Genomic DNA, 25330 nt, shown 5'->3' with positions numbered 1-25330 from the left:
CCGTAATGTCCGACCCCTGCTAGATTGAGTGTTCTCCACTGCCAGAGAAGCACCATGGGACACTCACTGAAAATCTTGGGTCGCGCTTCGTCCATCAACGTGCGCAAAGTGCTCTGGACCTGCCAGGAACTGGGCATCGACTATGTGCGCGAAGACTGGGGCATCGGCTTCAAGCCGACCCAATCCGCCGAATTCCTTGCCCTGAACCCCAACGCCCAAGTGCCGGTGCTGATCGACGACCACGGTGTGCTGTGGGAGTCCAACACCATCTGTCGCTATCTGGTGAACCTCTACCAACGCCACGACCTGCTGCCTCTCGAGCCCGCCCCTCGCGCCCGGGTCGAGCAGTGGATGGACTGGCAAGCCACCGAACTCAACCCGTCCTGGGGTTATGCCTTCCAGGCCTTGGTGCGCAACAGCCCCGATCATCAGGACCCGCAACGCATCAAGGCAGGCGTGCAAGCCTGGCACGACAAGATGGGCCTGCTGGAACAACAATTGGCAAAAACCGGTGCCTACGTGGCCGGCGACGAATTCACCCTGGCTGACATCCTCATCGGCCTCTCGGTTCACCGCTGGCAGATGACGCCGATGGAGCGCCCGTCCTACCCGGCAGTTGCCGCGTATTACCAGCGCCTTGGCCAGCATGCCGGCTTTAAGACCTTCGCCCTCGACGGCCATGACTGATCACAAAGACAGCAGCGTGAAAGGACTCAACGCACAGCTCACAGGTGCCTGCGGCAGAATCGCAAGAGGTTTTTTCGAAACATCGAAAGACCGTCTGTCAGGAAAGTGCAGGGACCTGTCAGGTCTGACAGTAGCCCCGTTTCTCCTCTTCGCCTATTCATAAGCACACGCAATGTGCAACACATTGCCCCTTGAATATGGAGAAGCAATCATGGGTTCGGTACTGGGTAAAAACGATGCAATCTCTGGGGTAATAGCCGGATGGACGGTTCCCTTTAGCACAAACTTTGTAGCTCATTTGAATGGCGGGTCAGGCTTTAATTCAACAGTCGGGATCATGACCGATTTCGCCCTGCTTAAAATCAGCATTGACCAAAATATCAAGGAAGGCGAGACCTACGAGATTGGTGCAACGGCCAGTGAAGACCACAAGGTAAGGCTTGAATTTGACGACACGAGGTCAGGCGAACAGGGCACCTATTTGGCAACCAGCGGAAAATTCACCGTGTTGTACCTGCAAGGCCGCCTCCTGAAGGCGTCCTTTCACTTCAAGGCCAAAACGGCGGCACTTCACCATGCCCTGGAAATGGACTTCACGAGCGGGTCGTTCATCGTCGAGGACTTCAAACACGACTGAACGGCCCTGCCACCGGGAAGGTACTGCACAAGATGGCCTGTCGACGGCAACGTTTGGCCGGCGCCAGAACAATGTTTGCCGCTAGCGCCATGCCAGCCCCCCGTAAAACCGGGGCTGTGCACCCGGCACGCTATTTGCTCCAGCTGACGCATCGAACATTTGCATAGGTGCCCGATCATGCTGATTAACAACAACACTCAAGCCTTGTCGACCGTCGAAAAGCTCAAGCGCCCCGACATGGACCCCGCCAACGCCGCCGCCAGCACGCTGTACAGCGGTGCCCTGCAAACGGCGCAGCAAAGTGTGAGCGTACCCGCCGCGCAGACCCAACTGGACAAGGCCGCCGACCGCATCGACGAAGCCTTCGCCAAGACCCGCGTGCAGTTGCAGGCCTCAACGGCCGCCACCCCGGCGACCACGGATGTGCCCGCAGCCGGTTCTACCACGAGTGCCGCGCGCGCAGACTTCACCGATTACATGAGCAAAACCCCGGCCGAACGCATTCGCGAACAGTTGCTCAAGGAGCAGGGGTTGACCGAGGCGGAGGTGCAGACAATGCCGCAGGAAAAACAGGATGCAATCGCCAAGCAAGTGGCTGATCGTCTGAAGCAACAGCAAGAGCAGCAGGTAGCCGTGAAGACGGCAGAGCCACAAGCGCAATCGGTGAAAGAGACCTTGGCCGCGATCTAAGCGACCCGGCCAGCGGGGCCATTCGGTCGCGCAGTAACGCCGTGTGCCAGGACGTTGATTTCCCGGCACTGGGTGCCATCACGCTAGTTGGGCATCGACAGCTCAGAGCAGGTGTGTCCTGCTCTGTGCGGTAAGGCGGGAACATCTTGCAGATCGTAGGCTTCTACACGTTCAACTCAGTGACCGAACAGCCCTGTCTCGGATTTCTTGGCTTTCTTGTCAGCGCGTTTTTCATCGGCGGTCTTTGCCGGTTTCTTCTTCGCGGCTTTCTTTGAATCCATACCTTTGGCCATGATGCATGCTCCACTTACAGGGGATGTAACAATGGGTATACCACCTATTGCCGCACATTAGGCGCTTATAATCCCCGGCCCTGGATAACGCCTGCCTGAACACCATGCCCGAATTGCACATCGAACCGCTGGCAGAGCCCCTGTGGCCGCTGCTGAACAAGTTTTATCGCCACCACGATTCGCCGATGAAGGCACTCAAGGGCGGACGTCTGTGGGTGGCGCGGGACCGCGAGATAGTCGCCGGCTTATGCCTGACGCCGGTGGTGGGCGGGCAATGGCTGACCGGGGTGTTTGTCGACCCGGCCTATCGCGGTCAGGGGCTGGCGGCGCGCTTGATTCGTCAAGCGGTGGCCGATGGGGAGGGTACGGTCTGGCTGATGTGTCATCCGGACCTGGAAGGCTGGTATCAACGCATGGGGTTCACCCAGGATACCGTGCTGCCGCAGTCCCTCAGCGAACGGTTGGTGCGCTACAAGCGCAACAAGCCGATGATCGCGATGGGCATGGAACGCGCCTTGTAACCTCCCGTGGGAGCTGAGGTTGACGTTGCGTTGTGTCAGGAGGCTATTCGTCGGCCGTCGGGTCCATGTCGGGGAACATCACCTCGATGAACCCGAACTTGCTGAAATCGGTAATCCGCGACGGGTACAAGCGGCCGATCAGGTGATCGCACTCGTGCTGCACCACCCGCGCATGGAAGCCATCGGCAATGCGGATGATCGGTTCGCCCTTGGGGTCGAAACCTTCGTAGCGGATCTGCTGGTAACGGTCCACCGCGCCACGCAGGCCGGGCACGGACAGGCAGCCTTCGAAGCCCTCTTCCATGATCGGACTGAGCGGCGTGATCAGTGGGTTGATCAAAATCGTCTGTGGTACGGCCGGCGCATCCGGGTAGCGTTCGCTGCTCTCGAAACCAAAGATCACCAGTTGCAGGTCAACACCGATCTGCGGCGCGGCCAGGCCGACACCGCCGACGTGCTCCATGGTCTGGAACATGTCATCGATCAGTTGCCACAGTTCGGGGCTGTCGAACATTTCCGGTGGAACCGGCGGGGCGATACGCAGCAGGCGCTCATCGCCCATTTTCAGGATTTCACGGATCATCAATCAGACTTCATCGGGAGTGGGCTTGGAATGGTCTCGGCCAAGACCGGAGACGTGCTTTTTTTCACCGGCATGGGTGTTTTCATCGAATGTCTTTTCTCCCGGGTCCTTGCCTTCGGCCGACATGTGCTCGATCACGGCATTCATCTCCGCCCCCAGCAACAACACGGCGGCGGAAATATAGAAGTACAGGAGCAGAACAATGATCGCGCCGATGCTGCCATACATGGCGTTGTAGTCGGCGAAGGTTTTGACGTAGTAGCCAAAGCCCAGGGACGCGACGATCCACACCACCACCGCCAGCACCGAGCCTGGGGTGATGAAGCGGAATTTCTGCTGCACGTCAGGCATCACGTAATACATGAGGGCCACGGCGAACATCAGCAGGATCACAATCAGCGGCCAGCGCAGGATGGTCCACAGCGTGACCACGAATTCCTGCATGCCGATCTGCCCTGCCAGCCATTCCATGACCTGCGGGCCGAGCACCATCAGCGCGGCGGCGGCGAGCAACATGCCAGCGATGCCGACGGTGTAGAAAATCGACAGCGGGAAACGCTTCCAGATCGGCCGGCCTTCGATCACGTCGTAGGCGGCGTTCATCGCGCTCATCATCAGGCGCACGCCGGCCGACGCGGTCCACAGGGCAATCACGATACCCACCGAAAGCAGGCCGCCCTTGGACTGCTGCAACTGGTCGATCACCGGGTTGACCTGCTCGAGGGCCTGGGGCGGCAACACCAGTTCCGACTGCAGGCGCAGCCAGGTGAAGAAGTCCGGCAAATGCAGGAAACCGATCAACGCGATGAGAAACAGCAGGAACGGAAACAACGAAAACAGCATCTGGTAGGCCAGTGCCGAGGCGTAGGTGGACATCTCGTCGTTGACGAATTCCTTGACCGTGCGTACCAGCACCTGGTGCAGCTTGAGACCATCGAGTACCGGGAAAATCATAGCGTCTCCTTTCGCCGCAAAAAGTCAGGTTCGTGGGCGACTCAGGGGCCGTTTTCTACATCAAGGTAGCCTATTTGGCGACATTGAAACAATTTCGAAAGATTAACCGCTTCAGGTGACACAAAAACGGCCATCCGTGGATGGCCGTCGGGCTGGGTGAATCCAACCGGCGAATCAGGGTCACTTGATCGCTTTCTTCACCGCATCCTTGATATCACCCACGGCTTTCTGCACTTCGCCTTTCTTTTCCTGGACCACCCCTTCAGCGCGCAGCTTGTCGTTGCCGGTCACTTTGCCGACACCTTGCTTGATGTTGCCGACTGCTTCGTTGGCGACGCCTTTTACCTTATCCGATGTGCTGCTCATGGTATTTCTCCTGGAACAATCGAGGGGTTTTGGTCATTACCTAGAGATTGACCCAGGGCCGTTCGGCAGAGTTTCAATTATTTTTACGCGGGCATTTCATCGCCGACAGCAGGTTTGGCTTTATGTTTTGCGGCCAACCCACGAGAATGCCCGGCACATTCAGGCTACAACGCTGAATAACAGATCCCGTAGGAAGGTTATGAAACTCAATAAAGCACAGGCCATCGCCCGCAGAAACCAGGAACTGGGCGGTGCCGTACTCGGCGTCAACAACTGCCACTTCACCGACCTGGACCGCAAACGCAACATCTGGTGGTTCGACCTGCCGGTGGCGCGGATCGCGGTGGGCCAGTACGAGTGGATTCACTTGTTGCTGCACAACGCCGAGACTGACCAGTTGCTGCACCTGAAGGTGCCGACGGTGTTCCTGCGTGAAAAGCTCGAAGGCTTGGTAGTGCGCAATGCGGGCAAGCGCAAGCCAGAGATTACCCTGGAGCTGAGCGCGGACAAGGACTCGTTCCTCAAGGATGTACGCCCAGCCGGTGCAGGCGTCAGCTTCGCGCCATTCACCCTGTAGGAACGCCGTCAGAATGTGCGAGGGGGCTTGCTCCCGATGGCAGAGTGTCAGCCACTGCATCGAGTGACTGAACCACCGCTATCGGGAGCAAGCCCCCTCCCACATTTAGGCCTGGTTTACTTTTTCAGGCCCAGTTTCTTCAGTTCTTCATCACGCAATTCGCGACGCAGGATCTTGCCCACGTTGGTGGTCGGCAAGGCATCGCGGAATTCCACGGCCTTGGGCACCTTGTAGCCGGTGACGTTGGCACGCATATGCTCCATCACCTGGTCCTTGGTCAGGGTGGCGCCCGGCTTGACCACGATGAAGATCTTGATGTGCTCCCCGGACTTCTCGTCCGGCACACCAATGGCCGCGCACTGCAGCACGCCCGGCAGGGTCGCCAGCACGTCTTCGAGTTCGTTGGGATAGACGTTGAAACCGGAGACCAGAATCATGTCTTTTTTACGGTCGACAATCCGCATGTAGCCGTCCGGCTGGATGATCGCGATGTCACCGGTCTTCAACCAACCTTCGCTGTCGAGGATCTCGGCGGTGGCGTCTTCGCGCTGCCAGTAGCCCTTCATGACTTGCGGGCCTTTGACGCACAACTCGCCGACCTCGCCCAGGCCCAGCTCGACGCCGTCATCGGTGATGACTTTGCACAAGGTCGACGGCACCGGAATGCCGATAGTGCCGATCTGGATCTTCTGGATCGGGTTGACCGTCGCCACCGGGCTGGTCTCGGTCATGCCGTAGCCTTCGCAGATGTCGCAGCCGGTCACGGCCTTCCAGCGCTCAGCCGCGGCCAGTTGCAGGGCCATGCCGCCAGACAGGGTGACTTTCAGCGCAGAGAAGTCCAGCTTGCGGAAGCCTTCGTTGTTGCACAGCGCCACGAACAGCGTGTTCAGGCCGACAAAGCCGCTGAACTTCCACTTCGACAGCTCCTTGACCATCGCCGGCAGGTCGCGCGGGTTGCTGATCAGGATGTTGTGGTTGCCGATCAACATCATCGCCATGCAATGAAAGGTGAACGCATAGATGTGGTACAGCGGCAGCGGAGTGATCAGGATCTCGCAGCCTTCATTGAGGTTGGAGCCCATCAGCGCCTTGCACTGCAGCATGTTCGCCACCAGGTTGCGGTGGGTCAGCATCGCGCCCTTGGCCACGCCGGTGGTGCCGCCGGTGTATTGCAGCACCGCCACGTCGCTGCTGGCCGGGCTGACATCATTGACCGGTTGGCCGTGCCCCTTGGCCAGCACGTCGTTGAACTTGATCGCCTTGGGCAAGTGATAGGCCGGGACCATTTTCTTCACGTACTTGATGACGCTGTTGATCAGCAGGCGCTTGAGCGGCGGCAGCAGGTCGGCGACTTCGGTGACGATCACGTGTTTGACGGCAGTCTTGGGCACGACTTTTTCAGCCAAGTGCGCCATGTTGGCCAGACAGACCAGGGCCTTGGCCCCGGAGTCGTTGAATTGGTGTTCCATTTCCCGCGCGGTGTACAGCGGGTTGGTGTTGACCACGATCAGGCCGGCACGGATGGCACCGAACACGGCGACTGGGTATTGCAGGACGTTGGGCAGTTGCACGGCGATTCGATCGCCAGGCTTCAAATCGGTATGCTGTTGCAGGTACGCGGCGAAAGCGCCGGACAATTCGTACAACTCACCGTAGGTGATTGTCTTGCCCAGGTTGCTGAAAGCCGGTTTGTTGGCGAAGCGCTGGCAGGACTGTTTCAGTACCGCCTGAATATTTGGATACTCGTCTGGATTGATGTCTGCAGCAATCCCGGCGGGGTACTTATCCTTCCAAAAGTCTACGTTCATGGAAGCCCACTCCTCAGCGACGCGAATTCATCATCGCATTTGATGCGATTATTATTGGTGTATGTTTTTTAGGTGAGTCTGGCGCGTTTAAGCAGGCCGAGAGGTCACAAAGCGCGCCGAGAGTAGCAGCTTTGCCAAGGGCCGACTAGAGCCAAAAGAGGGCCCTACAGTCATAAACATGACTCATGAATAACTAATAGTCATTTTTAGAGCAAAAATTCTATACGCTTGAAAATGGCTCTAGAACAGGGCTTAACGGGATAAACACAGACAAATGTGGGAGGGGGCTTGCCCCCGATAGCAGTGAATCAGCCAACACATTTGGTGACTGATCCACTGCCATCGGGGCAAGCCCCCTCCCCCATCATCGACTGCATTTCACATCAGGCGATGTCGCGCAACTCGCGCCGCAGGATCTTGCCCACCGGCGTCATCGGCAACGACTCACGCAACACGATGTGCTTGGGCACCTTGTACCCCGTGAAGTTGGTCTTGCAGTAGTTCTTCAACTCCTCAAGGCTCACACCTTCGGCACGCGCCACCACAAACAGCTTCACCGCCTCCCCCGTGCGCTCGTCCGGTACGCCGATCACCGCGCAGTTGGCCACCGCCGGGTGAGCCATCACTACGTCTTCGATCTCGTTGGGGTAAACGTTGAAACCCGAGACGATGATCAAATCCTTCTTGCGATCCACGATGCGTACAAATCCATCTTCGTCGATCACGGCAATATCGCCGGTCTTGAGCCACCCCTCGGCGTCCAGCGCCTCGGCGGTGGCGGCCGGCTGCTGCCAGTAGCCCTTCATCACCTGCGGGCCCTTGATGCACAGCTCGCCGCGTTCGCCCAGGGGCTGCTCGGCGCCTTCATCATCGATCACCTTCATCGCCGTCCCCGGCACCGGGATGCCTACGGTGCCCAGGCGTGACTGACTGCCATACGGATTGGTGCTGGCCACCGGCGACGTTTCCGTCAGGCCATACCCTTCGCCGATCGCACAACCGGTGAGTTGCTCCCAACGTTCGGCGGTGGCCTTGATCAGCGCCGTGCCACCGGAGTTGGTGAGTTTAAGGCTGGAGAAGTCCAGGCTCTTGAAGTCGGGATGGTCCATCAACGCCACAAACAGCGTGTTGAGCCCGAGCAAGCCGGTGAAGCGCCAGTTTTTCAGCTCCTTGATAAAGCCCGCGATGTCACGCGGGTTGGTGATCAACACGTTGTGGTTGCCGGAAACCATCATGCACATGCAGTTCGCGGTGAACGCATAGATGTGGTACAGCGGCAGCGGCGCGATCATCACCTCCTGGCCTTCCTTGATCAGCGGGTGGCCATCCTCGCCGGTCTGCGACATGCAGGCGCGCACCTGCTGCATGTTCGCCACCAGGTTGCCATGGGTGAGCATTGCGCCCTTGGCCAGGCCGGTGGTGCCGCCGGTGTATTGCAGCACCGCGACGTCATCGAGGCTCACCGGGTGGCGCGTCACGCCCAGCCCTGCGCCCATGCGCAAGGCGCGCTTGAACGACACCGCGCGCGGCAAGTGATAGGCCGGGACCATTTTCTTCACTTTGTCGACGAGGGTGTTGACCAGCCAGCCCTTGGCCGCTGGCATGAAGTCACCCATCCTGGCTTCGATCAGGTAGTCGATCTCGGTGTCGGTGCAGACGTCCTGCACCCGCGAACCAAACAGGTTGAGGTAGATCAGGCCGCGCACGCCGGCGTCCTTGAACTGATGACGCATCTCGCGCGGGGTGTACAGCGGGTTGGTGTTGACCACGATCAACCCGGCGCGCAGCGCACCGAACACCGCCACCGGGTAATGCAGCACGTTGGGCATCTGCACCGCGATGCGATCGCCCGGCTTGAGGTCGGTGTGCTGCTGCAGGTAGCCGGCGAACGCCGCACTCTGGCGCTCAAGCTCGGCGTAGGTCAGGGTGACGCCCATGTTGCTGAACGCCGGGCGGTCGGCAAAGGCCTTGCAGGAACGCTCGAAGACTTCAATCACCGACTTGTAGGCGGTCAGATCGATCTCGTTGGGAACGCCCGCCGCGCGTTTGTCATTCCAGAAATCAGGTTGCATTATTCTTGTCCTCTTACCTGAATGTGCCTGGCCGCTTTTCTGCTGCTATAAAAAGCGGAGCTTCGGGGACGTTAGCAGCTATGGCCAAACAGGCAAATACGGGCAATAGCGTCATTGATAGCGTGAATCTTCCTACAAGGGTCTGTACTGATCAGCCGCTTGGCCGAGGATGGGCTATACACTGCAATGACCCCGAGCAAAGGAAGCGCCATGAACCACACCACCTTCTGGCTGACCGCGAATGACCACAGCCGCCTGTACGTCAATCAATGGCTGCCGGACACGCCGCCGAAGGCGTTGATCATGGTGTCCCACGGCATGGCCGAGCATGGCGGTCGCTATGCGCGCCTGGCCGAAGCGTTATGTGGGGCGGGCTACGGGGTGTTTGCCCTGGACCAGCGCGGCCATGGTCGCACCGCCGACGAGGGCACGCTGGGCCTGTTCGCCGAGCGGGACGGCTGGAACAAGGTGGTGGGCGACCTGGCCAGCCTCAACCAGCACATCGGCCAGCAGTTGCCGGGAGTGCCGATCATTTTGCTGGGCCACAGCATGGGCAGCTATATCGCCCAGGCTTACCTGCTGCACCACAGCGCCAGCCTGCATGGGGCGATTCTCAGTGGTTCGAATTTCCAGCCGGTGGCGCTGTACCGCGCCGCGCGGCTGATCGCCCGTGCCGAACGCCTGCGCCAGGGCTTGCGCGGCCGCAGTGCGCTGATCGAGTTCCTGTCGTTCGGCTCGTTCAACAAAGCGTTCAAGCCCAACCGCACGGCTTTCGACTGGCTCAGCCGTGACCCGGACGAAGTCGACCGCTACCGCCACGACCCGCTTTGTGGGTTCCGCTGCACCAACCAACTGTGGATCGACCTGCTGGGCGGCTTGCAGCAAATCAGCAAAGCGTCCAATCTCGCGCAGATCGATCCGGGCTTGCCGATCCTGGTGATCGGCGGCGAATGTGATCCGGTGAGTGAAGGCAAGCGTCTGAAAAGACTGGCCCATGCCCTGCGTGAGGCCGGCTGCCAGAACCTGCAACTGAATATCTACCCGCAGGCGCGTCACGAACTATTCAACGAAACCAACCGCGACGAAGTCACTGCGGATGTGCTGACGTGGCTCGACCAGGCCCTGACCTCGCGCAGGCCGACTCGCTGCGAATAATTTTTCGTTTAAAATCAGCCAATTAAATTATCGATTAGCCACAGGATGCACCTTTAGATGACCCAGGTAACCAACACCCCATACGAAGCCCTCGAAGTCGGCCAGACCGCCAGCTACAGCAAGACCGTCGAAGAGCGTGACATCCAACTGTTCGCCGCGATGTCCGGCGACCACAACCCGGTACACCTGGATGCGGAATTTGCCAAGGCGACCATGTTCAAGGAGCGAATCGCCCACGGCATGTTCAGCGGCGCCCTGATCAGCGCGGCGGTTGCCTGTGAGCTGCCTGGGCCGGGCACGATCTATATCGGCCAACAGATGAGCTTCCAGAAACCGGTGAAAATCGGCGATACCCTGACCGTGCGTCTGGAAATCCTCGAAAAGCTGCCGAAGTTCCGCGTGCGTATCGCCACCCGCGTATTCAACCAGCGCGATGAGCTGGTGGTGGATGGCGAAGCGGAAATCCTCGCGCCACGCAAGCAACAGGTCGTGACATTGACCGAACTGCCAGCCATCACCATCGGCTGATCAATTCCCATAAAAAATCCCCGCATCGGCGGGGATTTTTTATTCAGCGACGGCTCACGACTGAGCGCGAGCCTGGTTACGCAAGGCTTTCACCTGATCGTGGTTGCGTTGTACGCCGTGGTACTGGCGCTCAACCAAGTCACGAATGCCCATTAGGTTGTGCTGGGTGATCTTCTCGATCGCTGCTTTGTAAGCCTTGAGGGCGTGGTCTTCACCGCGCTCGGCTTCGTTCAACACAGCCTCTTCGTCTTTGCCGGTGACCATCGACTTCACATCGACCCAGCCACGGTGCAGGGCGCCAGCAACGCTGCCGGACTGTTCCGGGTCGCCCCCCAGGGCACGCACGGCGGTTTTCAGCTCGGCGGCGGCAGTGGCGCAGTCTGCGGAGCGCTTGGCAAACAGCGCTTTGAGTTCGGGATGCTTGATGTCGTCAGCGCACTCTTTAAAACCTTTTTGACCGTCGATGCTGGTTTCGATCAGGTCGTTCAATACGGAGATGGACTCTTTATTGATATCAGTCATTTTTCAATTCCTTATGTGGGTTGAGAAAGGTTGCATTAATGATTGCAGCGCTCGTGCCAGGTTTTAAAAAATAACTTTTTCTTTAAATTTCAATAAGTTAAAAATAATTGAACGATCTGTATGTGCGTTATTTGCATGATCTGTCATTTGGCCTTCATGCAGAATGCCTGTATTTTCCAAGACCTCGATGCAAACGCCTGAGCCGTCATGAACCCCGAAAAACTCGAACTGCTGATCACCCGCGAAATGCCCTTCGGCAAGTACAAGGGACGGATCATCGCCGACCTGCCCGGCCCCTACCTGAACTGGTTCGCCCGCGAAGGTTTCCCCCACGGCGAGCTGGGCGGGTTGCTGGCCTTGATGCAGGAAATCGACCACAACGGCCTGTCCGAACTGCTGGAGCCACTGCGCGCCAAACACGGCAAACCCGCGCCTCGTCACTAGGAACCCGCACCATGCCATGCAATGCAGCCAACGAAGCGCACTGGCAGGCCATCGCCGACCGCTATGCACTGGAGCCAGGCCCGATCAACCTGGAAAACGGCTACTTCGGGCGCATGAGCCGCGCGGTGCAAGCGCAGTACCTCGAGCACGTCGCGTTTATCAACCGCAGTAACGCGGTGCATGTGCGCCAGCGTTTCGAGCAGGGCGAAAACGTCGAGATCCGCCGCCAACTGGCCGAACTGATCGACGCCGACCCCGAATCGGTCGCCTTCACCCGCAACGCCACCGAAGCCTTGCAGTCGCTGATCCGCAACTACAACCGCCTGCAACCGGGCGACCAAGTACTGATCAGCGACCTGGAATACGACACGGTCAAGGCCGCCATGCGCTGGTTGGCCGGCTACCGAGGGGTGGAAGTGATCGAAATTTCCCACGCCCACCCGGCCAGTTTCGATAGCTTGCTGCAGAGCTATCGCGATGCCTTCGTCCAATACCCTCGCCTGAAACTGATGGCGTTGACCTACGTGACCCACCGCACCGGCTTGGTCATGCCGGTCGAAGCCATTGCCAGAGCGGCTCGCGAACACGCTGTCGACGTGATCCTCGACGGCGCCCACGCCCTTGGCCAGATCGAGTTCAACCTCGCTGAACTGGGTATCGCGTTCGCCGGCTTCAACCTGCACAAATGGATTGGCGCACCGCTGACCCTGGGTTTTCTATATATAGCCACCGAGCGCCTGGCCGACATCGACCCGGACATGGGTGAGTTCCATTACCCCATCACCGACGTGCGCGCCCGCACGCCCTACAGCACGCCGAACTTCCCGGCGCTGATGACCTTGCCGCTGGTGTTCGAAGAACACCGCGCATTGGGGGGCGCCGCGGCCAAAGGCGCACGGATGAATTACCTGCGGGATCTGTGGGTACGCCAGGTGCGGCCATTACCGGGGATTGAAGTGCTGACCTCGGATGACCCGCGACTGTATTGCGGGATCACGGCGTTCAAGTTCATCGGGCGGGATCAGCCGGTAATGGCGGACCGCCTGCTCAGGGACTACAACCTGTTTACCACTACCCGCAGTGGAGCGGCGTTCGGCACCTGTATCCGGGTGACACCGGGGTTGGCGACATCAACCGCAGACATCCATGCACTGATCAACGCCATCACCGCACTCAGCGCGGACTGAAAAATGTGGGAGGGGGCTTGCTCCCGATTGCAGAGTGTCAGTCAGCGAAAATATCGGCTGATACACCGTTATCGGGAGCAAGCTCCCTCCCACATTTGAAGATGTGTGGGTCTCAAGGTTTTGCGCAGGCAAAAAAAGCGGTCCGCCGACCAAGCGCACCGCAAAAATGCCGTTAAGCACAGCAACAACGATTCGATGAATCAGCTCAGTCCAGCAGCGCCAGTGCCTCGGCGGTGACTTCCTGGATACGCGCCCAGTCGCCGTTCTTGACCCATTCCGGGTCGAGCATCCAGCTACCGCCCACGCACATCACGTTTTTCAACGCCATGTAGCTCTTGATATTGGCCGGGCCGACGCCGCCGGTCGGGCAGAATTTCACTTCGCCAAACGGGCCGCCCAGGGCTTTGATGGCTGCGACGCCGCCGCTGACTTCGGCCGGGAACAGTTTGAAGCGGCGATAACCCAGGCTATAGCCTTCCATGATTCCGGAGGCATTGCTGATGCCCGGCAGCAGTGGGATCGGGCTGTGGACCGAAGCTTCAAGCAGGTCGCGGGTAATGCCGGGGGTGACGATAAATTGCGAGCCAGCAACCTCCGCGGCTTCGAGCATATGCCGATCGAGCACGGTACCGGCGCCGGTACACAACTCCGGGCGTTGCTCGCGCAGGACCTGAATGGCCTTGAGGCCGAACTCGGAACGCAGGGTCACTTCCAATGCGGTCAAACCACCGGCTGCCAGGGCGTCGGCCAGTGGCAGGATGTCTTGTTCACGGGCGATGGTGATCACCGGCAGGATCCGCGCCTTGGCGCAGAGGCTGTCGATCAGGGCAACTTTATCCGCCATGGACACGGTCGATTGAGGGCTTTTCATAGCGGCTGATCCTTGGCTCATGGGCACCAGTAAATCTCTAATGTAGGTTGCAAAAACGCGCGAATCGGCATGGCAGCAACGTCGTTGCTGGCCAGCGCGGCGCTCAACGTGGTCAATTTCGAACTGCCGGAAATCGACAGTACGGTGTAGTTCGCCGTAGCCAGCAGCGCGCGACTCATGGTCAGGCGCTGGCGTGGCACGGTCGGCGCGAGCATCGGCCAGCAACGGCGGGTACCGTCGGCCTGCAGGGCTTCGCTCAGGTTCGGACTGTTGGGGAACAACGACGCGGTGTGGCCGTCGTCGCCCATGCCCAGTACCAGCACATCAATGGCTGGCAGTTCGGCCAGCAGGCGATCGGCCTGCTCGGCGGCATCTTCAAGATTGGCGGCGGCGCTGTACAGGCTGAGGAACTTGGCCTTGGCTGCCGGGCCTTGCAACAGGTACTTCTTCAACAGGCCGGCATTGCTGTCGACGTGCTCCACCGGCACCCAGCGCTCATCGGCCAGGCTGACGGTGACCTTGGACCAGTCCAGACCCTGCTTGGCCAGGTTCTGGAAAAACGCCACGGGGCTGCGGCCGCCGGACACCACCAGGGTCGCTTCGCCACGGGCACTGATGGCCGCGCGCAGTTGTTCGGCCACGTCGTTGGCCAGGCCATCGGCCAGCAACGCCGGCGAACGGTACTCATGGGCAGTGACGCCCTGAGGCAGTTTCAATTCAGATATCGCCATACCACGACCTCCCATCCCGCGTGATCAGTGCAATCGAGCTCATCGGCCCCCAGGAACCCGCCGCATACGGCTTGGGCGCATCACCGGATTTTTTCCACCCGGCGATCAACTGGTCACACCACTTCCACGCGGCTTCGATTTCATCTTTGCGAACAAACAGATTCTGATTGCCGCGCATTACTTCCAGCAACAACCGCTCGTAGGCATCGGGAATCCGCGCGCTGCGATAGGTGTCGGAAAAATTCAGTTGCAGCGGACCGCTGCGCAGTTGCATGCCCTTGTCCAGGCCCTGCTCCTTGGTCATCACGCGCAAGGAAATACCTTCGTCCGGTTGCAGGCGGATGATCAGTTTGTTGCTGATCTGCAAGCGCTGCTCGGGGGCGAAGATGTAGTGGGACGGTTCCTTGAAGTGGATGACGATCTGCGACAGCTTTTGCGGCATGCGCTTGCCGGTGCGCAGGTAGAACGGCACCCCGGCCCAGCGCCAGTTGCGGATATCGGCGCGCAGGGCGACGAAGGTTTCGGTATCGCTCTGGGTGTTGGAATTCTCTTCTTCCAGGTAACCCGGCACCGGCTTGCCGGCGCTGTAGCCGGCGATGTACTGGCCGCGTACCACTTGGGTGGTCAGGCCGTCCGGACTGATCGGCGCCAGGGCCTTGAGCACCTTGACCTTCTCGTCACGGATGCTGTCGGCGGACAGGTCGGCCGGCGGGTCCATGGCAATCAGGCACAGCAGCTGCAGCAGGTGATTCTGGATCATGTCCCGCAGCTGCCCGGCCTTGTCGAAGTAACCCCAGCGGCCTTCGATGCCGACCTGCTCGGCCACGGTGATTTCCACGTGGGAAATGTAGTTCTGGTTCCACTGGGTCTCGAACAGGCTGTTGGCGAAACGCAGGGCGATCAGGTTCTGAACGGTTTCTTTGCCCAGGTAATGGTCGATGCGGTACGTGCGGTTTTCCGGGAAAAACTGTGCGACAGCGTCGTTGACCTTGCGCGAAGATTCCAGGTCCGAGCCGATGGGTTTTTCCAGCACCACGCGGGTATTGTCCGCCAGGCCGACCTTGGACAGGTTTTCGCAGATCGCCCCGTACACCGCCGCAGGCGTGGCGAAGTAGGCGATCAGGCGCTGCCCGGTGCCGGCTTTTTCAGCCAGGACCACGTAGTCGTCGGCGTTCATGAAATCGACGTGAACATACGTCAGGCGCGCCAGGAAACGCTGGGCGATGGCTTCGTCCAGTTCCTTGCCGACGTATTTGCGCAGTTCTGTTTCAATATGCGCCAGGTGCTGTTGCTCGGAACCGGCTTCGCGGGCCAGGGCCAGGATGCGCGTGTCGTCGTGCAAGAGCCCGGCACCATCGAGTTGATAGAGGGCAGGAAATAACTTGCGCAGCGCCAGATCACCCAACGCGCCAAACAGGGCAAAGGTGCAGGGTTCTACCGTTATCGAAGGCATGATGTTTGTTCTTTTATCAAGTTAAGCTACAAATACCTTTTTTCAAGGCATCACTCAAGGAAAAATGTAGTAATAACCACAACATTTTCCCGAAATACGCATTCCGAGTGGTGGTGTTCAGCTACCCTAAGTAGGATAGGCCACCGCAAAGGGCCACTCGTCGATTGGTGACCACCCTTTATTTGCATCGTCGCCCCAAGGAAACACTGTATGGACCGCGTGCGAAATCTTCTGGAACAGATCCGGAACCGCCTCGAAGAATTGAACAAGGCCGAGAAAAAAGTCGCCGAGGTCATCCTGCTCAACCCACAGCAGGCGACCCGCTTCTCGATCGCAGCCCTCGCCCAAGCCGCCTCGGTCAGTGAACCGACGGTCAACCGTTTCTGCCGTTCGTTCGGCGTCAGCGGTTACCCTGAACTCAAATTGCAACTGGCGCAAAGCCTGGCCAGCGGCGCGGCGTATGTCAGCCGTGCGGTGGAGGCCGATGATGACCCCGAGGCCTACACCCAGAAGATCTTTGGCAGCGCCATTGCCTCTCTGGACAGCGCCTGCCAGGCCCTCGACCCGAACCTGATCAGCAAGGCCGTGGACCTGTTGATCCAGGCGCGCCAGATCCACTTCTTCGGCCTCGGCGCGTCCGCCCCGGTGGCCATGGATGCGTTGCACAAGTTTTTCCGCTTCAACCTGTCGGTGACCGCCCATGCCGACGTGCTGATGCAGCGCATGATTGCTTCGGTGGCGCACACCGGTGAGCTGTTCGTGATCATCTCCTACACCGGGCGTACCCGCGAGCTGGTGGAAGTGGCGCGTATTGCCCGGGAAAACGGCGCATCGGTGCTGGGTGTGACCGCCGAGAACTCGCCGCTGGCCAAGGTCAGCACCGTGAGCCTGAACATTCCGCTGCCGGAAGACACTGACATCTATATGCCAATGACCTCGCGGATCATCCAACTGACGGTGCTGGATGTACTGGCAACCGGCATGACCTTGCGCCGTGGCGTGGACTTCCAGCCGCACCTGCGCAAGATCAAAGAGAGCTTGAATGACAGCCGGTATCCGGTTGGCGACGAGTTCAACTGAGGCAGACAATGCCTCCAGCAGTCCCGGCCTCTTCGCGAGCCAGCCCGCTCCCACATTTTGACGAGTCCGATCTTGGAATACGCTTCAAATGTGGGAGCGAGCTTGCTCGCGAAGACGGTATCAGCAACAGCGCTAAACCCCAGCCCTGGCCTGCAAACTCAGATGCGCCCGCTCCCCCGGCGCCAGGCTGGCCCCGGCCATCGCCGACTCCACGCATACAAACCCCGACGCCTCATTAAAACTGACGCCCAACAGCGGCCGGCTGCCCGGGTGCCACACCACGGTGTCGGCGCTGTCGCCGGTGTCGATGCACAATTCGCGCTGCCAGGCGTGGTCCTTGAGGTGTAGCTCGCCCTCATGCTGGAACACGCGCTGACACCCGCCTTCCACGCGCAACTCGCCTTCCTGCTGGCAAGCCTGGCGATTGAGCTGGTCATAACCTTGCGCCCCGTCGAGCCCAGACAGCGCTATCTCACCGACATTGCCAATCCGCCAGTAAGCGTGCAACGCATGGCTCAGTTGGCACGGCAGCTCATCCTGATGCTCGGTACACAAGCGCAACTCCAGGGTTTCGCCCAGGTGCGCGTGCAAGTCCACCTGCCAGTCGCACAACTGCAACTGCCAGTGCAGGCGCACGCCGTCGTCGTCGGTGTTGCTGTCGAGCAGTTTCCAATCGATCAGCCGCGCCCAGCCATGGGACGGCCACGCATTTTCGCTGGGATGCCGGCCATACCACGGCCAGCACACCGGCACGCCGCCGCGAATGGCACCGACTTGTGGCCACTTGGCTGCACACCACAACCAGGGTTTCTGCCCACGGGGCTGAAAATGCAGCAATTGCGCGCCCTGGCGGCTGAATACCGCCTGGCACAACGGATGGTCGATCACCAACACATCGCGCGTCTGGAAGCGCTCCCAGGCGAACACCGGACGCTCGCGCAGGGATTTGAAAAAGCGTTGCAGCGGATGCTCATGCATGTGCCACGGTCCTGAATATCTTCACAGTGCAATCCAAAAAAAAGCGGATAGCCATGGCTACCCGCAAATGCGCACAGAGAGAAGGAGCTTATCGCAACAGCGTTAGAACACCGACTGAATTTTCAGACCGGCCACCAGCGCGTTGTCGACTTTATCCACGCCGCCCGGGTGGACGACGTATTGCAGGTTGGGACGCACGGTCAGCCAGTTGGTGACGTGGAAACCGTAGTTGATTTCGTAGTTGTACTCGGTGCTGCGCAGCGGCGCGTACAGTGGGTTGTCGTAGTCGCTCACGCCATTGGCAACGTTGAGCAGCTCGGCGTTTTTCTTCACGTCATCGTTAACGTGCAGACGAGCAGCGCCAATCCCCACGTCGTCTTTTGGACGCGCGTCGAAAGGCCCTTTGTACACCAACATGATCGACTGGTAGTTATCGACGGTGTTGGTGTCCTTGTCGTGGAACGTAGCGTTGGCCGCAATGTTCAGACCACGGGACGCGTCGCCGTTATGGGTAGTGAGTTGCTGTTGCGCAACGAACCAATAGCCTTTTTTGCTGCTGTGGGTACGGTAGGCCGCGCCGGTGGTGGCAGCATCGTTGCCGTTAACGTCTTCACGGACGTCGCTGGCATCGGCGGCGCTCTTGTAGTAACCCACACGGTATTCGCCCGGCAGGTTATTGACCTTCGGCGACCAGACCAATTCCACCGGGATCACGGTGCCCTTGGTGCCACTGCCGCTGAGTTTGAAGCCGTTGCCGTGCTCCAACTGCGACGGGTTCTGGTTGTACGCACCGATCTGCGCATACAGCTCAGGCGTGATGTGGTACTTCACGCGGATCGCGGCCTGGGCGACCGGCCAGTTGTACCAGGTGCTGACGTAGTTGCCGACCTGGGAGCCGCAGAACGACAGGTTCTGGAAGTCGCACGGGAAGGTGTTGAAGTCTTCGCCTTCACCGAAGTAACCGAGCTTCACGTCCAGCTTGTTGTCGAACATCTGGTGCTGAATCCAGAACTGGGTCAGACGCACCATGTGGCCACGGCCGTACACTTCTTGAGACGAGCTCAAGGTGCCGGCACGCGGATCACCGATACGGTCGTTGGAGATGTTCTGGCCGTTACGGTTGGTCAGCTGGATCTTGGCCTGGGTGTTATCCCAGCCCCACAACTTTTGCAGATCCAATGCCACGCCCAGACCGAACTGGTCAGCGTAACGCGCCGTTTTGTCGTTGTTGTAGCCACCGCTCAGGTTGCCACCGACTTCGCCGACGTAGTCAGCCTTGATATCGATACCTTGCTCGATCAGCTTGGTCCGCTCGCCGCCCCAATCGCCGGTCATCCATTTGGAATCGGCGCTGAACGCGTCGTCCGCCATCGCATTGGCGGACAGGACCAGGGCTGCCACTGCTGACAATTGGCAGATCAGCCGGGTGTTGTTGTGTTGCTTTTTCATCCCTACATCCTCGTCTTTATTGTTATTAAACTGTTTTTATCTAACGCGGGTTACATTTTTTTTAATAAAAACAACAACTTACCTAATTCAGCGACCCTTGAACTGGGCCACGTTGTCGGCACGATCCTGTGCCGGCAGCGACGCAGCGGTGCCCAGGCGCTCGCCGGTCTTGGCATCGAACAGCAACACTTTGGCCGGATCGAATTGCAGGGTCAGGGTCTCGCCCACCTGCGGCGCCACATCGGGCGCTAGGCGGCAGCAGACCTTGGTGTCATTGAGCTGCACGAACACCAGGGTGTCCGGGCCGGTCGGCTCGGTGACCTGGACTTCGGCACGAATACTCGACGAACCGTTGCCCTCCCCCGTCGCCAGCACGATTTGCTCCGGGCGCAGGCCGAGGATCACGTCACGGTCTTCCAGGCCGGCGTTGCTCATGCTCAGCGGCAGCTCGCAACGCGCCTGGCCGCTGTCGAGCAGCGCTACCAGGCCGCCGTCCTTGCGCTGCAGGCGCAGAGGAATGAAGTTCATCGGTGGCGAACCGATAAAGCTCGCCACGAACAGGTTGGCCGGATCGTTGTAGATCTCTTTCGGCGTGCCGAACTGCTGGATGATGCCGTCCTTCATCACCGCCACTTTGTCGCCCAGGGTCATCGCTTCGATCTGGTCGTGGGTGACGTAGACGGTGGTAGTTTTCAGACGCTGGTGCATCAGCTTCATTTCGGTACGCATCTCGACGCGCAGCTTGGCGTCGAGGTTGGACAGCGGTTCGTCGAACAGGTAGATCTTCGGCCGACGCGCCAGGGCCCGGCCCATGGCCACGCGCTGTTGCTGGCCGCCGGAGAGTTGGCCCGGCTTGCGGTTGAGCAGGTGTTCGATCTGCAGCAGCTTGGCCACCCGCGCCACTTCGGCGTCGATATCGGCCTGGGGCATCTTGCGAATCTTCAGGCCGAACTCGATGTTTTCACGCACGCTCATGGTCGGGTACAGCGCGTAGGACTGGAACACCATGGCGATGTCGCGATCCTTGGGGCTCATGCCGCTGACGTCCTGGTCGCCGATCATGATCGCGCCGCCGGTGATGGTCTCAAGGCCCGCGATGCAGTTCATCAGCGTGGACTTGCCGCACCCCGACGGGCCGACCAGGATCAGGAACTCGCCTTCCTTGATCGACAGTTCGATGTTCTTCAAGGTGTCGGGCAGGCCGGCGCCATAGGTCTTGTTTACATTGCGAAGTTCAAGCGTAGCCATGATTACCCCTTGACCGCGCCGGCCGTGAGGCCGCGCACGAAATACTTGCCTGCGATCACATAGACCAGCAGGGTCGGCAGCCCGGCGATCATCGCCGCCGCCATATCCACGTTATATTCCTTGGCCCCGGTGCTGGTGTTGACCAGGTTGTTCAGCGCCACCGTGATGGGCTGCGAGTCGCCGCTGGAGAACACCACGCCGAACAGGAAGTCGTTCCAGATCTGGGTGAACTGCCAGATCAGGCAGACCATGATGATCGGGGTCGACATCGGCAGGATGATCAGACGGAAGATGGTGAAGAAACCTGCGCCGTCCAGGCGCGCCGCCTTGATCAACGCATCCGGAATGCTCACGTAGTAGTTACGGAAAAACAGCGTAGTGAACGCCAGGCCGTAGACCACATGGATAAACACCAGGCCGGTGGTGGTGCTGGCCAGGCCCATCTTGCCGAGGGTGAACGACGCGGGCAGCAGCACGGTCTGGAACGGCAGGAAGCAGCCGAACAGCAACAGGCCGAAGAACAACTGCGAACCACGGAAGCGCCAGAACGACAGCACATAGCCGTTCAACGCACCGATGGCGGTGGAAATCAGCACAGCCGGCACGGTGATCTTGATCGAGTTCCAGAAGTAGCCTTCCACCGTGGCCCAGGCCTTGACCCAGCCGATGCCGGTGACCACGGTCGGCCAGCTCAACAGGTTGCCGGTGCTGATGTCTTCCGGGGTCTTGAAGCTGGTGAGCAACATCACCACCAGCGGCACCAGGTACAGCAGCACCGCGAAGATCAGCACCGCGTAGATCGCGATGCGGCTCAGGCTGATGGCAGGTTTTGCGGCAAGACTAGTCATTACGCTTGGTCCTCAGCTCGGAGTACAGGTACGGCACGATGATCGCGAGGATCGCACCGAGCATCAGGATTGCACTGGCCGAACCCATGCCCATCTGGCCGCGACTGAAGGTGAACGAGTACATGAACATCGCCGGCAGGTCGGACGAGTAGCCCGGTCCGCCAGCGGTCATCGCCGCCACCAGGTCGAAGCTCTTGATCGCGATGTGCGCCAGGATCATCACCGCACTGAAGAACACCGGACGCAGGCTCGGCAGCACCACGCTCCAGTAGATGCGCGGCAGGCTTGCGCCGTCGATCTGCGCGGCACGGATGATCGATTGATCGACGCCACGCAGGCCGGCCAGGAACATCGCCATGATGAAACCGGAGGCTTGCCACACGGCAGCGATCACCAGGCAGTAGACCACGCGGTCCGGGTCGATCAGCCAGTCGAGACGGAAGCCTTGCCAGCCCCAGTCCCGCAGAAGTTTGTCCAGGCCCATGCCCGGGTTGAGCAGCCATTTCCAGGCCGTACCGGTGACGATCATCGAGAGCGCCATCGGGTACAGGTAAATGGTGCGGATAAAGCCTTCACGACGGATTTTCTGGTCGAGGAAAATCGCCAGCGTCACACCGATCACCAGGGTGATACCGATGAACATTCCGCCGAACAGCGCCAGGTTCTTGCTCGCGACCCACCAGCGATCGTTGTCGAACAACCGCTCGTACTGTGCAAGGCCCGCCCATTTGTAGCTCGGCAGGAACGTCGACGTGGTGAACGACAGCACAAACGTCCACAGGATGTAACCGTAGAAGCCCACCAACACGATGAACATGCTTGGCGCCAGCACCAGTTTGGGTAGCCAGCGCTGCAGGGCATCGAACGGCGAGGCTTTGCTGAACACAGCAACAGAGCTCATGGGAAAATCCAATACAGAGGAAAAGGACTACAGGAACGTGCCGGATGGGGGCCAGGGCTCCCCCATCCGGTCAACCGTTACTTGGCCGACTTGATCGCAGCGCCGAGTTTCTTGGCGGTGTCGGCCGGATCGGCTTTCGGGTCGTTGATGTAGTTGGTCACGACGTCAAAGAACGCACCTTGCACGGCCAGCGTGGTGGCCATGTTGTGCGCCATGCTTGGCTGCAGGCCGCCGCTCTTGGCGTCAGCCAGGAAGTCTTTGGCTGCGGTCTGGGCGCAGGAGTCGAAACCGTAGGATTCCATTTTGTTCAGCATGTCGTTGCGCACAGGGATCGAACCCTTGTTGATGCTGAACACTTTCTGGAAGTTTTCACCCAGCACGACTCTGGCGATGTCCTGCTGACCGGCTGCAGTGCCTTTGTCTTTCTGCTTGAACACCGCCAGGGAGTCGATGTTGTAGGTAAAGGCTTTGTCGGTGCCCGGGAAGGCTACGCACTCGTAGTCTTTGCCGGCGACTTTCTTCGCGGCGGTCCACTCGGACTTGGCCCAGTCACCCATGATCTGCATACCGGCCTTGCCGTTGATGACTTTGCCGGCTTCGAGGTTCCAGTCCTGGCCTTTGCCGTCGACGTCCATGTAGGTCGCGACTTTCTTCAGCTCGGTCAGCGCCTTGACCATTTGCGGGCCAGTCAGCGCGCCGTTGTCCAGGTCAACCAGGGCTTTCTTGTAGCCATCGGCGCCCATCACCGACAGAACGACCGCTTCGAACACGGTGCTGTCCTGCCAAGGCTGGCCACCATGGGCGAGCGCGATGAAGCCAGCGGCCTTGAGCTTGTCGCCGGCGGCGTAGAATTCTTCGAGGGTGGTCGGGTTCTTGGTGATACCGGCTTTCTTGAAGACTTCCGGGTTGATCCACAGCCAGTTCACGCGGTGGATATTCACCGGAACGGCAACGTAGTCACCGTCGTACTTCACGGTATCGGAGACTTTCTTGTCGAGCAGCGAGTCCCATTTTTCTTCTTTGGCCACGTCTTTGAGGACGTCGGTGTCGAGCAAGCCGGTGGATGCCCATTCCTGGATGTCCGGGCCTTTGATCTGGGCTACGCCGGGTGGGTTGCCGGCGACCGCGCGGCTTTTCAGCACGGTCATGGCCGTGGCGCCACCGCCACCTGCGACAGCACCGTCTTTCCAGGTGAAGCCGTCTTTTTCAACTTGGGCCTTCAGGACATCTACAGCCGCTTTTTCACCGCCCGAGGTCCACCAATGCACAACTTCAACCGTCCCTTTCGAGTCGGCGGCAAATGCACTGAGGGGAAACAACGAGGCAATGGAAATAGCGACGGCGAGGCGATTAATCGCGTTCATCTGAGTACCTTTTCTTGTTGTTATGCATGCAAGTCTGGAGCTTGCGCTGCACGGAGTTTAAACAGGGAATTTTTAAGCGCAGGTAACAAAGGGATGCACAAATGTCACCACTTGGTGACATAGCACCCGGAACCCAACGCACTGGCCATGCTCGGCGCCAACGGCAGCGCCGGCAGCAGGACCGCTTGCCAGGCATGGTACAGGTCCGGTTTGCCGCCCCAGATCTTGCTGCTGGGCTGATTGTGCGGGCTGAGTTCGTGGTGCCAGCTGCCGTGGGTACGGTCGATGAAATGGCTGTCGCAAAACTCCCAGAAGCGCCGGTACCAGGTTTCGTAATGCGGCTCGAAGGTGCGTTTGAGCAAGGCCTGCGCGGCGGCGCTGGCTTCGGCGTGGGTCCAGTGCAGGCGTTCGCGCACTACCGGGCGCTGGTTCCAGTCCAGGGTGTAGACGATGCCGGGGGCGCCATCCACGGCCCAGGCGCTGTCGCAGGCGCTGGCGAACAGGCCTTTGGCGTCGGTCACCAGCCAGTCCGGTGTGGCCAGCCCGGCCCGCAGGCGCGCAGCCTCCAGGTGCAATAGCAGCCGCGCCCACTCGAAGCCGTGGCCGGGGGTCACGCCATAGGGGCGGAAGCCGTCGGCGGGGTTGTCTTCGTTGTAACCGCGCAAGGGTGTCCACTGGGCGTCGAAGTGCTCGATCACCATGAACCGGTTGCCGGCGGCATGGGTGTGGATCACGCGCTCGACGATGCGCAGCGCGCGGTCCAGCCAGCGTGTGTCGGCGGTGACGTCGGCCAGGGTGAGGAACGCTTCCGTCGCGTGCATGTTGCTGTTGGCGCCGCGATAGGCTTCGACGCCGCTCCAGTCCTGGGCAAAGGATTCGAGCATGACGCCCTCCTCCTCGCTCCAGAAAAACTGCTCGATGATCTGGATCGCGTCGTTCAACAGGGCTTGTGCGCCGGGTGCGCCCGCGACCAGCGCAGAACTGGCGGCCAGGGCGACAAAAGCGTGCAGGTAGGCAGCCTTGCCGGTATTGCCATCCACAGCGTGGGGCGCGGCGAACCAGCCACCGTGCGCGTTATCGCGCAGCGCGCCGCTGAGGGCGGCCACCCCATGCTCGACCAGCCCGGCATAACCGGGCAACCCCATCGCGTGAGCCATGGCGAAGCTATGGGTCATGCGCGCGGTGTTCATGGTCTCGGCAACGGCATCGGCCGGCAACTGGCCTTTATCGTCCAGGTTGCCGAACCCATCGGGCAGGCGCGAAGCCTTGGCGAATGACAGCAGGCGCTGGCCTTCGCTGGCGAGCCAGGCGTGGTGGGCAGGTGCGTTCAGCCAACTGCTGGCAGGCAGTGGTTGGGTGGTCATGGGGAGCCCTTATTATTGT

General features: G+C 59.9%; 26 protein-coding genes. 10 read left to right on the top strand and 16 right to left on the bottom strand.

Annotated elements, in window-relative coordinates; genetic code table 11:
• Positions 1-54: 54 nt before the first annotated feature.
• The 4 genes from C5F70_RS01010 to C5F70_RS00990 all read left to right on the top strand — a co-directional run bounded on the left by C5F70_RS01010 (position 55) and on the right by C5F70_RS00990 (position 2828).
• A complete protein-coding gene (locus C5F70_RS01010) occupies positions 55-687 on the top strand; it encodes a glutathione S-transferase family protein (RefSeq protein WP_017847205.1) in 633 nt (210 codons plus the stop codon).
• Between the two features lie 211 nt (positions 688-898).
• Complete coding sequence (locus C5F70_RS01000; RefSeq protein WP_104902587.1) at positions 899-1324, top strand: hypothetical protein; 426 nt, start codon at positions 899-901, stop codon at positions 1322-1324.
• Between the two features lie 177 nt (positions 1325-1501).
• Positions 1502-2014, top strand: coding sequence for a hypothetical protein (locus C5F70_RS00995; RefSeq protein ID WP_057004505.1), 513 nt, complete (start codon positions 1502-1504; stop codon positions 2012-2014).
• A gap of 397 nt (positions 2015-2411) precedes the next feature.
• Positions 2412-2828 (top strand): GNAT family N-acetyltransferase, encoded by a 417-nt coding sequence (locus C5F70_RS00990; protein WP_046382292.1) that lies wholly within the window; start codon positions 2412-2414, stop codon positions 2826-2828.
• Between the two features lie 43 nt (positions 2829-2871).
• Here the strand turns inward: C5F70_RS00990 and def are convergent, their stop codons facing one another.
• The 3 genes from def to C5F70_RS00975 all read right to left on the bottom strand — a co-directional run bounded on the left by def (position 2872) and on the right by C5F70_RS00975 (position 4731).
• Positions 2872-3411, bottom strand: coding sequence for a peptide deformylase (gene def / locus C5F70_RS00985; protein WP_104904519.1), 540 nt, complete (start codon positions 3409-3411; stop codon positions 2872-2874).
• A gap of 3 nt (positions 3412-3414) precedes the next feature.
• Positions 3415-4365 (bottom strand): YihY/virulence factor BrkB family protein, encoded by a 951-nt coding sequence (locus C5F70_RS00980; protein WP_017847200.1) that lies wholly within the window; start codon positions 4363-4365, stop codon positions 3415-3417.
• Between the two features lie 180 nt (positions 4366-4545).
• Complete coding sequence (locus C5F70_RS00975; protein WP_046382290.1) at positions 4546-4731, bottom strand: CsbD family protein; 186 nt, start codon at positions 4729-4731, stop codon at positions 4546-4548.
• Positions 4732-4930: 199 nt separating this feature from the next.
• On the opposite strand from C5F70_RS00975, the gene C5F70_RS00970 reads away from it, so the two are divergent.
• On the top strand, positions 4931-5308 hold the full coding sequence (locus tag C5F70_RS00970; protein ID WP_017847198.1) for a hypothetical protein: 378 nt from the start codon (positions 4931-4933) through the stop codon (positions 5306-5308).
• A 116-nt stretch (positions 5309-5424) separates the two neighbouring features.
• Here the strand turns inward: C5F70_RS00970 and fadD1 are convergent, their stop codons facing one another.
• Together fadD1 and fadD2 are read right to left on the bottom strand one after the other, a co-directional pair.
• The gene (gene fadD1, locus C5F70_RS00965; protein ID WP_017847197.1) at positions 5425-7116 is read right to left on the bottom strand and encodes a long-chain-fatty-acid--CoA ligase FadD1; all 1692 of its coding nucleotides are present in this window, start codon (positions 7114-7116) and stop codon (positions 5425-5427) included.
• A gap of 383 nt (positions 7117-7499) precedes the next feature.
• Entirely contained in the window at positions 7500-9188 is a 1689-nt protein-coding gene (gene fadD2 / locus C5F70_RS00960; RefSeq protein WP_104902586.1) for a long-chain-fatty-acid--CoA ligase FadD2, read from the bottom strand.
• Between the two features lie 210 nt (positions 9189-9398).
• Here fadD2 and C5F70_RS00955 point away from each other — a divergent pair, with 210 nt between their 5' ends.
• Together C5F70_RS00955 and C5F70_RS00950 are read left to right on the top strand one after the other, a co-directional pair.
• Positions 9399-10343, top strand: a complete 945-nt coding sequence (locus tag C5F70_RS00955; RefSeq protein WP_104902585.1) for an alpha/beta hydrolase — start codon at positions 9399-9401, stop codon at positions 10341-10343.
• Positions 10344-10400: 57 nt separating this feature from the next.
• On the top strand, positions 10401-10871 hold the full coding sequence (locus tag C5F70_RS00950; RefSeq protein WP_017847194.1) for a MaoC family dehydratase: 471 nt from the start codon (positions 10401-10403) through the stop codon (positions 10869-10871).
• A gap of 54 nt (positions 10872-10925) precedes the next feature.
• Here the strand turns inward: C5F70_RS00950 and C5F70_RS00945 are convergent, their stop codons facing one another.
• Positions 10926-11393, bottom strand: coding sequence for a PA2169 family four-helix-bundle protein (locus tag C5F70_RS00945; RefSeq protein ID WP_104902584.1), 468 nt, complete (start codon positions 11391-11393; stop codon positions 10926-10928).
• A gap of 207 nt (positions 11394-11600) precedes the next feature.
• Here C5F70_RS00945 and C5F70_RS00940 point away from each other — a divergent pair, with 207 nt between their 5' ends.
• Together C5F70_RS00940 and C5F70_RS00935 are read left to right on the top strand one after the other, a co-directional pair.
• Entirely contained in the window at positions 11601-11837 is a 237-nt protein-coding gene (locus tag C5F70_RS00940; RefSeq protein WP_003213031.1) for a DUF3820 family protein, read from the top strand.
• Positions 11838-11848: 11 nt separating this feature from the next.
• The gene (locus C5F70_RS00935) at positions 11849-13024 is read left to right on the top strand and encodes an aminotransferase class V-fold PLP-dependent enzyme (RefSeq protein WP_104902583.1); all 1176 of its coding nucleotides are present in this window, start codon (positions 11849-11851) and stop codon (positions 13022-13024) included.
• Between the two features lie 205 nt (positions 13025-13229).
• On the opposite strand, the gene C5F70_RS00930 is transcribed toward C5F70_RS00935, so the two are convergent.
• Genes C5F70_RS00930 through zwf form a run of 3 tightly spaced genes read right to left on the bottom strand, consistent with a single transcriptional unit; the run spans position 13230 to position 16079 of the window.
• A complete protein-coding gene (locus C5F70_RS00930; RefSeq protein WP_017847191.1) occupies positions 13230-13895 on the bottom strand; it encodes a bifunctional 4-hydroxy-2-oxoglutarate aldolase/2-dehydro-3-deoxy-phosphogluconate aldolase in 666 nt (221 codons plus the stop codon).
• A 17-nt stretch (positions 13896-13912) separates the two neighbouring features.
• Complete coding sequence (gene pgl, locus C5F70_RS00925; RefSeq protein WP_046382287.1) at positions 13913-14626, bottom strand: 6-phosphogluconolactonase; 714 nt, start codon at positions 14624-14626, stop codon at positions 13913-13915.
• The gene (gene zwf, locus C5F70_RS00920; protein ID WP_017847189.1) at positions 14613-16079 is read right to left on the bottom strand and encodes a glucose-6-phosphate dehydrogenase; all 1467 of its coding nucleotides are present in this window, start codon (positions 16077-16079) and stop codon (positions 14613-14615) included. The genes pgl and zwf overlap by 14 nt, the downstream gene beginning before the upstream one ends.
• Before the next feature lie 219 nt (positions 16080-16298).
• On the opposite strand from zwf, the gene C5F70_RS00915 reads away from it, so the two are divergent.
• A complete protein-coding gene (locus C5F70_RS00915) occupies positions 16299-17159 on the top strand; it encodes a MurR/RpiR family transcriptional regulator (protein ID WP_169850571.1) in 861 nt (286 codons plus the stop codon).
• Between the two features lie 132 nt (positions 17160-17291).
• On the opposite strand, the gene C5F70_RS00910 is transcribed toward C5F70_RS00915, so the two are convergent.
• The 7 genes from C5F70_RS00910 to C5F70_RS00880 form a co-directional block, all read right to left on the bottom strand.
• Entirely contained in the window at positions 17292-18137 is an 846-nt protein-coding gene (locus C5F70_RS00910) for a D-hexose-6-phosphate mutarotase (RefSeq protein ID WP_017847187.1), read from the bottom strand.
• Positions 18138-18239: 102 nt separating this feature from the next.
• Complete coding sequence (locus C5F70_RS00905; RefSeq protein WP_017847186.1) at positions 18240-19586, bottom strand: carbohydrate porin; 1347 nt, start codon at positions 19584-19586, stop codon at positions 18240-18242.
• Positions 19587-19673: 87 nt separating this feature from the next.
• Positions 19674-20834, bottom strand: a complete 1161-nt coding sequence (locus tag C5F70_RS00900; RefSeq protein ID WP_017847185.1) for an ABC transporter ATP-binding protein — start codon at positions 20832-20834, stop codon at positions 19674-19676.
• 2 nt (positions 20835-20836) lie between these two features.
• Positions 20837-21682: a carbohydrate ABC transporter permease gene (locus C5F70_RS00895; protein WP_104902582.1), complete on the bottom strand. Its 846-nt coding sequence runs from the start codon at positions 21680-21682 to the stop codon at positions 20837-20839.
• A complete protein-coding gene (locus C5F70_RS00890) occupies positions 21675-22583 on the bottom strand; it encodes a carbohydrate ABC transporter permease (RefSeq protein WP_026140056.1) in 909 nt (302 codons plus the stop codon). The genes C5F70_RS00895 and C5F70_RS00890 overlap by 8 nt, the downstream gene beginning before the upstream one ends.
• Positions 22584-22660: 77 nt before the next feature.
• Positions 22661-23947 carry an ABC transporter substrate-binding protein gene (locus C5F70_RS00885; protein WP_017847182.1) on the bottom strand — a complete coding sequence of 429 codons (1287 nt, stop codon included), beginning with the start codon at positions 23945-23947 and terminating at the stop codon, positions 22661-22663.
• Between the two features lie 104 nt (positions 23948-24051).
• A complete protein-coding gene (locus C5F70_RS00880; protein ID WP_104902581.1) occupies positions 24052-25311 on the bottom strand; it encodes an AGE family epimerase/isomerase in 1260 nt (419 codons plus the stop codon).
• Between the last annotated feature and the right edge of the window lie 19 nt (positions 25312-25330).

Origin of the sequence: Pseudomonas sp. LH1G9, assembly GCF_002949975.1 — a bacterium.
GTDB classification, from domain to species: Bacteria; Pseudomonadota; Gammaproteobacteria; order Pseudomonadales; family Pseudomonadaceae; genus Aquipseudomonas; species Aquipseudomonas veronii.
The sequence above is the reverse complement of the archived record's forward strand: the minus strand, read 5'-3'. Positions and strand labels throughout refer to the sequence as shown.

What these genes read in the sequence shown, in the direction of transcription:
- C5F70_RS01010 (WP_017847205.1), top strand. Translation starts at nt 55, where the DNA reads ATGGGACACTCACTGAAAATCTTGGGTCGCGCTTCGTCCATCAACGTG.
- C5F70_RS01000 (WP_104902587.1), top strand. Translation starts at nt 899, where the DNA reads ATGGGTTCGGTACTGGGTAAAAACGATGCAATCTCTGGGGTAATAGCC.
- C5F70_RS00995 (WP_057004505.1), top strand. Translation starts at nt 1,502, where the DNA reads ATGCTGATTAACAACAACACTCAAGCCTTGTCGACCGTCGAAAAGCTC.
- C5F70_RS00990 (WP_046382292.1), top strand. Translation starts at nt 2,412, where the DNA reads ATGCCCGAATTGCACATCGAACCGCTGGCAGAGCCCCTGTGGCCGCTG.
- def (WP_104904519.1), bottom strand. Translation starts at nt 3,411, where the DNA reads ATGATCCGTGAAATCCTGAAAATGGGCGATGAGCGCCTGCTGCGTATC.
- C5F70_RS00980 (WP_017847200.1), bottom strand. Translation starts at nt 4,365, where the DNA reads ATGATTTTCCCGGTACTCGATGGTCTCAAGCTGCACCAGGTGCTGGTA.
- C5F70_RS00975 (WP_046382290.1), bottom strand. Translation starts at nt 4,731, where the DNA reads ATGAGCAGCACATCGGATAAGGTAAAAGGCGTCGCCAACGAAGCAGTC.
- C5F70_RS00970 (WP_017847198.1), top strand. Translation starts at nt 4,931, where the DNA reads ATGAAACTCAATAAAGCACAGGCCATCGCCCGCAGAAACCAGGAACTG.
- fadD1 (WP_017847197.1), bottom strand. Translation starts at nt 7,116, where the DNA reads ATGAACGTAGACTTTTGGAAGGATAAGTACCCCGCCGGGATTGCTGCA.
- fadD2 (WP_104902586.1), bottom strand. Translation starts at nt 9,188, where the DNA reads ATGCAACCTGATTTCTGGAATGACAAACGCGCGGCGGGCGTTCCCAAC.
- C5F70_RS00955 (WP_104902585.1), top strand. Translation starts at nt 9,399, where the DNA reads ATGAACCACACCACCTTCTGGCTGACCGCGAATGACCACAGCCGCCTG.
- C5F70_RS00950 (WP_017847194.1), top strand. Translation starts at nt 10,401, where the DNA reads ATGACCCAGGTAACCAACACCCCATACGAAGCCCTCGAAGTCGGCCAG.
- C5F70_RS00945 (WP_104902584.1), bottom strand. Translation starts at nt 11,393, where the DNA reads ATGACTGATATCAATAAAGAGTCCATCTCCGTATTGAACGACCTGATC.
- C5F70_RS00940 (WP_003213031.1), top strand. Translation starts at nt 11,601, where the DNA reads ATGAACCCCGAAAAACTCGAACTGCTGATCACCCGCGAAATGCCCTTC.
- C5F70_RS00935 (WP_104902583.1), top strand. Translation starts at nt 11,849, where the DNA reads ATGCCATGCAATGCAGCCAACGAAGCGCACTGGCAGGCCATCGCCGAC.
- C5F70_RS00930 (WP_017847191.1), bottom strand. Translation starts at nt 13,895, where the DNA reads ATGAAAAGCCCTCAATCGACCGTGTCCATGGCGGATAAAGTTGCCCTG.
- pgl (WP_046382287.1), bottom strand. Translation starts at nt 14,626, where the DNA reads ATGGCGATATCTGAATTGAAACTGCCTCAGGGCGTCACTGCCCATGAG.
- zwf (WP_017847189.1), bottom strand. Translation starts at nt 16,079, where the DNA reads ATGCCTTCGATAACGGTAGAACCCTGCACCTTTGCCCTGTTTGGCGCG.
- C5F70_RS00910 (WP_017847187.1), bottom strand. Translation starts at nt 18,137, where the DNA reads ATGCATGAGCATCCGCTGCAACGCTTTTTCAAATCCCTGCGCGAGCGT.
- C5F70_RS00905 (WP_017847186.1), bottom strand. Translation starts at nt 19,586, where the DNA reads ATGAAAAAGCAACACAACAACACCCGGCTGATCTGCCAATTGTCAGCA.
- C5F70_RS00900 (WP_017847185.1), bottom strand. Translation starts at nt 20,834, where the DNA reads ATGGCTACGCTTGAACTTCGCAATGTAAACAAGACCTATGGCGCCGGC.
- C5F70_RS00895 (WP_104902582.1), bottom strand. Translation starts at nt 21,682, where the DNA reads ATGACTAGTCTTGCCGCAAAACCTGCCATCAGCCTGAGCCGCATCGCG.
- C5F70_RS00890 (WP_026140056.1), bottom strand. Translation starts at nt 22,583, where the DNA reads ATGAGCTCTGTTGCTGTGTTCAGCAAAGCCTCGCCGTTCGATGCCCTG.
- C5F70_RS00885 (WP_017847182.1), bottom strand. Translation starts at nt 23,947, where the DNA reads ATGAACGCGATTAATCGCCTCGCCGTCGCTATTTCCATTGCCTCGTTG.
- C5F70_RS00880 (WP_104902581.1), bottom strand. Translation starts at nt 25,311, where the DNA reads ATGACCACCCAACCACTGCCTGCCAGCAGTTGGCTGAACGCACCTGCC.